General features: G+C 50.2%; 3 protein-coding genes and 2 pseudogenes. 3 read left to right on the top strand and 2 right to left on the bottom strand.

Going from position 1 to position 4,361, the window contains the following annotated elements:
* The 3 genes from ABJ99_RS04085 to ABJ99_RS04095 form a co-directional block, all read left to right on the top strand.
* A partial coding sequence (locus ABJ99_RS04085; protein WP_154864386.1) for an IS630 family transposase occupies nt 1-526 on the top strand: 526 nt, incomplete at its 5' end.
* A gap of 418 nt (nt 527-944) precedes the next feature.
* Complete coding sequence (locus tag ABJ99_RS04090) at nt 945-1,829, top strand: DNA-methyltransferase (protein WP_054084734.1); 885 nt, start codon at nt 945-947, stop codon at nt 1,827-1,829.
* Nucleotides 1,826-2,800, top strand: a complete 975-nt coding sequence (locus tag ABJ99_RS04095) for an XcyI family restriction endonuclease (protein ID WP_054084735.1) — start codon at nt 1,826-1,828, stop codon at nt 2,798-2,800. Before ABJ99_RS04090 ends, ABJ99_RS04095 begins: the two co-directional genes overlap by 4 nt.
* Before the next feature lie 166 nt (nt 2,801-2,966).
* Here the strand turns inward: ABJ99_RS04095 and ABJ99_RS04100 are convergent.
* Both ABJ99_RS04100 and ABJ99_RS28075 read right to left on the bottom strand, forming a co-directional pair.
* Nucleotides 2,967-3,809: pseudogene (locus ABJ99_RS04100) on the bottom strand (IS630 family transposase); the annotation flags it as partial.
* A 232-nt stretch (nt 3,810-4,041) separates the two neighbouring features.
* Nucleotides 4,042-4,266 (bottom strand): annotated as a pseudogene (locus tag ABJ99_RS28075) (helix-turn-helix domain-containing protein); the annotation flags it as partial.
* Nucleotides 4,267-4,361: the final 95 nt, after the last annotated feature.

The raw sequence follows: 4,361 nt of genomic DNA on the forward strand, positions 1-4,361 counted from the left end.
GCTGGCCCGAACACAGCCTGGGCTGCCTTTAGCTCCTGAAAATCCTGCGACACGTACGCACGATTACAAGCGTCACGGGACGACTTCGCTGTTTGCTGCTCTGGATGTAGCAACAGGCGAAGTCATTGGCCGGTTAAAGCGTCAGCATCGCAGTGTTGAGTTTCTGTCGTTTATCAAAGAGGTTGATGCCTCACTACCGGCTGATGTGCCGATTCATCTGATTATGGATAACTACGCAACGCACAAGACCGACAAGGTCAAGGCATGGCTGGCTGCACATCCGCGTTACAGCATCCATTTCACTCCCACGTCCGCCTCATGGATGAATCTGGTGGAGCGGTTTTTCTCAACCCTGAGCGAGAAATGGATCAAACGCCAGGCGCATATCAGCGTGAAGGATCTGGAGGCCTCAATCGAGTACTACCTTGAAACCTATAACCAGAATCCGAAGCCATTTCGCTGGCACAAAAAAGCGGACGAGATTCTGGGTTCCGTTGCTCGCGCAGCAAAAGCATTGGGCAAGTAATTTTATGCGTTTCTTGTGAAACACCACACTAGAATCCAGATCAGGTACTGGCCTTTTGCCGCCTCAGCGTAGACCAATACATCAGCTTGTGAGAGCGGTAGCAATCGAAAATTATCACCGCGCGCCCGCTGTAGTGACCTACTCCTTTTTTTAGTCGCTCAGAGGAGTGGTCAACCGGCGAAGAGCTGACCTTCGTGAAAGATTTCTTCTTATCCGAAGCTGCCAGTGGATCAGAATGAACTCAAACTGTTGACAACAGTAATTCGAGTTCATACACATTTATGACTTTTTAAGAAAAAATCAGATATTCGTTTTTTGCTGATATCTCTAGTTGGAACTGTTGATATAGGGGTCGAAAACAAATGCAAAGAATTTAAAAATAGTGTAGAATCGCCGCGCACGCAGGTCAGAGGCAAGTATGAATAATCCAATTGTTGAAAAAGTTACTCGCGAAGCGCAATTAAAATTAGACGCCTCCACAATCTTTGAAGGTGACGCGGTCACAGTATTAAGACGCTTGCCAAGCAATAGCGTGCGCTGTGTTGTAACTTCCCCTCCATATTGGGGGCTTCGAGACTATGGTATCGACGATCAAATCGGTCTCGAACTGACTATGCCTCAATTCATCCAGAAACTAGTTGCAGTATTTTCTGAAGTAAGACGCGTGCTTACTGATGACGGAACACTGTGGATCAACATCGGTGATGGCTATACAAGCGGAAATCGCGGCTATCGTGCGGCGGATAAAAAAAACCCGGCAAGGGCAATGGCTGTTAGGCCGGACACTCCCGAAGGCCTCAAACCTAAAGATCTGATGGGCATCCCTTGGCGCTTGGCTTTCGCTCTTCAGGATGATGGTTGGTATCTACGAACTGACATTATTTGGAACAAGCCGAATGCCATGCCTGAAAGTGTAAAGGACCGGCCGACCCGTTCGCACGAGTTCCTCTTCATGTTCAGCAAGTCGGAGAAGTATTTTTACAATTCAGATGCAGTTAAACAGGTTGCTGATGGCGGCGGTTTGCGCAATTTGAGAAGTGTCTGGAATGTGAATACTAAGCCATACGCAGGCGCTCACTTCGCTACATTCCCTCCTGAGCTGGTACGGCCTTGCGTCAAGGCCTCTACCGAACCGGGTGATTTCGTGCTAGACCCTTTCTTTGGCGCTGGCACAGTTGGTTTGGTCTGCAATGAAGAAGGCAGGAAGTATGCTGGTGTTGAGCTCAACCCATCATACGTATACCTTGCGGTAGAGCGGCTTGGAGGAATTTTCCATAACGTAGTAAGGATATCGGCTGCATGAAGAAGGACCTCGCTTTCCCATTGCCTGAGCTTCAGGTCTCGTTCTCTCTGAAGCTTCAAGAATTTAGAAACGTCTGGCTTCAGGACGCTCTCTTGGAAACGGTATCCGAGTTAGCCGTTCCAACCATTGATGCAGAGCTGTCCAAATACGTTCCGGCAAAAGACCTCAAAGCGCTCGCTGCTAGGGGATTAAGGGGAGAACTTGTCTTCGCAGTGCCAGCAATTCTGCACGCGAACCCGCATCTGCTCGGCTACTACCGTCTTCTCCTCGGCTATAGCCAGAAAGAGTTTTATGGCTCGGAGTTTGGCGTGGCTTCCATGAAATGTATGGAGGTTAATGGTCGCCTGAATCCGCGCTCTGTGGTGAAAGTGGAGGAGCTCTGCGTCGCTCTTTGTAAGGCGGCCTCGCATCTTGTGGGTAACTTAAAAGCAAAAGATCTGAGCATTGGACTCTTGGATGACCTGACCTTGCTAACTGTTGGACCGCAGATGCGGGGAGGAGTGAACAATAAACTTGGCCAGCAAGGCATCGTGGACGTCTTTGACGTCATTGAAGAGATTCTCAGGCCTGCAATTATCAACGCCACACGTGGGGCAATTGAAATAAAAAACATGAGCGGCCGGGATGTGTGGGTGGAATTTGCAGCCGATCCGGATATCGTCATTCGTGAAGTAATGCCGGACAAATCTTCACGAAGAATCTTAGCAATTGAAGTGAAGAGTGGTACGGACGTGTCCAACATTCATAACCGAATTGGCGAAGCTGAGAAAAGCCACCAGAAGGCAAAAAAAGACGGCTATCGTGAGTGTTGGACTGTCGTAAATGTCTCAAAGTTGGACATTGATAAAGCAAAGCTAGAGTCACCGACCACCAACGTCTTCTATGCTCTAAAGGCTCTTCAGTTAAGGAAAGGAGCAGTCTATGAGGACTTCAAGCAAAACATAATCGCGATGGTAGGGATTTCCTCGTAGAGTTTACTTCCAGTGTGACGGAATAGTCAGTTGATATTTATTGGCGACCCTTTCCACCCCTTGGAGAATATGACCATGCTGCGCCAAGTCAGAGTCTGTCCACTGCGATCTACGTGCGAGCAGATCTTTCAGCTCCACTAGTGTACCGTCTCAAAATTAACTTCCCTTATGCCTGCGAAGTCATCGCCTCGCGGGCTCGCTGTATCTTGTTCAAGATATCTTCTCCTTTGGCGTTCCAAACGTAGCGAGTCGGCTGGGCATTTCGCAGTGCCAGAAATGTGGTGATCGAGCTTTCCAACTCGCGAACCGAGCTGAAACTGCCGTCGCGCAGGTATACCGTGATGTCGCGAAAGAAGCGCTCAACCATATTCATCCACGAACTTGAGGTCGGGGTGAAATGCATATGGAAGCGCTTGTGCTTTTCGAGCCAGGCCTTCACTTTCGGATGTTTGTGCGTGGCGTAGTTGTCGACGATCAGATGCAGTTGAAGGTGCTTGGGCGTTTCCCGATTGATTTTTTTGAGAAAGTCCAGCCACTCCTGATGCCGATGTTGGCGCTCGATAGAACTGATCAACCGCCCCTCAAGGTAATCGAGCGCAGTGAACAGGGTGACGGTGCCATGGCGAATATAATCGTGCGATTGCGTGCGGATATGACCGATGCCCAGAGGCAGTCCCGGCTGGGTACGCTCCAAGGCCTGAACCTGACTTTTTTCATCGCAGCACAGCACCAGTGCTTTGTCTGGAGGATCCAGATACAACCCGATGACGTCCCAGAATTTCTCTTCGAAGTTGGGGTCGTTGGACAGCTTGAACGTACGAGTCAGGTGCGGCTTTATGTCATTGGCAGCCCATATGCGCTGGACGCTGGCCGGAGAAATACCCGCGACTTGCGCCATGCTTCGGCAGCTCCAGCGAGACTGGCCAATACGAGGTTGAACCACTTGCTCAAGCACTCGGGCCAAGGCTTCTGGCGGCAAGAATGACTTACGTCCGCGGCCAGGCTTATCGGGGTTGTAAGCCGTAACCGCCGAAATTTCCGTCATGGGCGGAAAGCCAGTAATGGTGCGGATTGACGCCAAACATTTGTTTCCCGGCAGTAATGCCGCCAAGCGGAAAACGGCTTGATTGAGCGGCCAAATATGTACGGAAAACCGTATCGGATAGCAAAAGCAGCCGGGAACCACTCTCATGATGTTTTCCGACGGAATTTTCGGGGATTCCGGCGTACACCCCCTTATCGATCAAACCGTCTAGTCCCCGCTCTTGAAAACGCTGGCACCAAAGAGTGACCGAGCGAAGAGAGAACCCAACCAGGCGGGCTATTTCAACCCGTGAACAACCTTGAGCAGCTAACAGGATGACCCTCGCGCGGCGACCGTCACGCTGACGGATGGTGGCTGATCGTGTGCGACGGCTCAGTTCGGCGTGTTCTTCAGGACTCAGGAGGATATCTTGGGCGCTCATTTCTTCGCCTCCATCAGTGTGGTCAACGAGCAAGCATAGACGATTTTACAGAGATCTTATTTTTGAGACAGCACACTAGATTATACATTTTCAAA

The sequence above is a fragment of the Pseudomonas syringae pv. cilantro genome (genome assembly GCF_001293775.1).
GTDB lineage: Bacteria > Pseudomonadota > Gammaproteobacteria > Pseudomonadales > Pseudomonadaceae > Aquipseudomonas > Aquipseudomonas syringae_P.

Excerpts from the sequence above, each read along its gene's own strand:
- ABJ99_RS04090 (WP_054084734.1), top strand. The coding sequence starts at position 945 with ATGAATAATCCAATTGTTGAAAAAGTTACTCGCGAAGCGCAATTAAAA.
- ABJ99_RS04095 (WP_054084735.1), top strand. The coding sequence starts at position 1,826 with ATGAAGAAGGACCTCGCTTTCCCATTGCCTGAGCTTCAGGTCTCGTTC.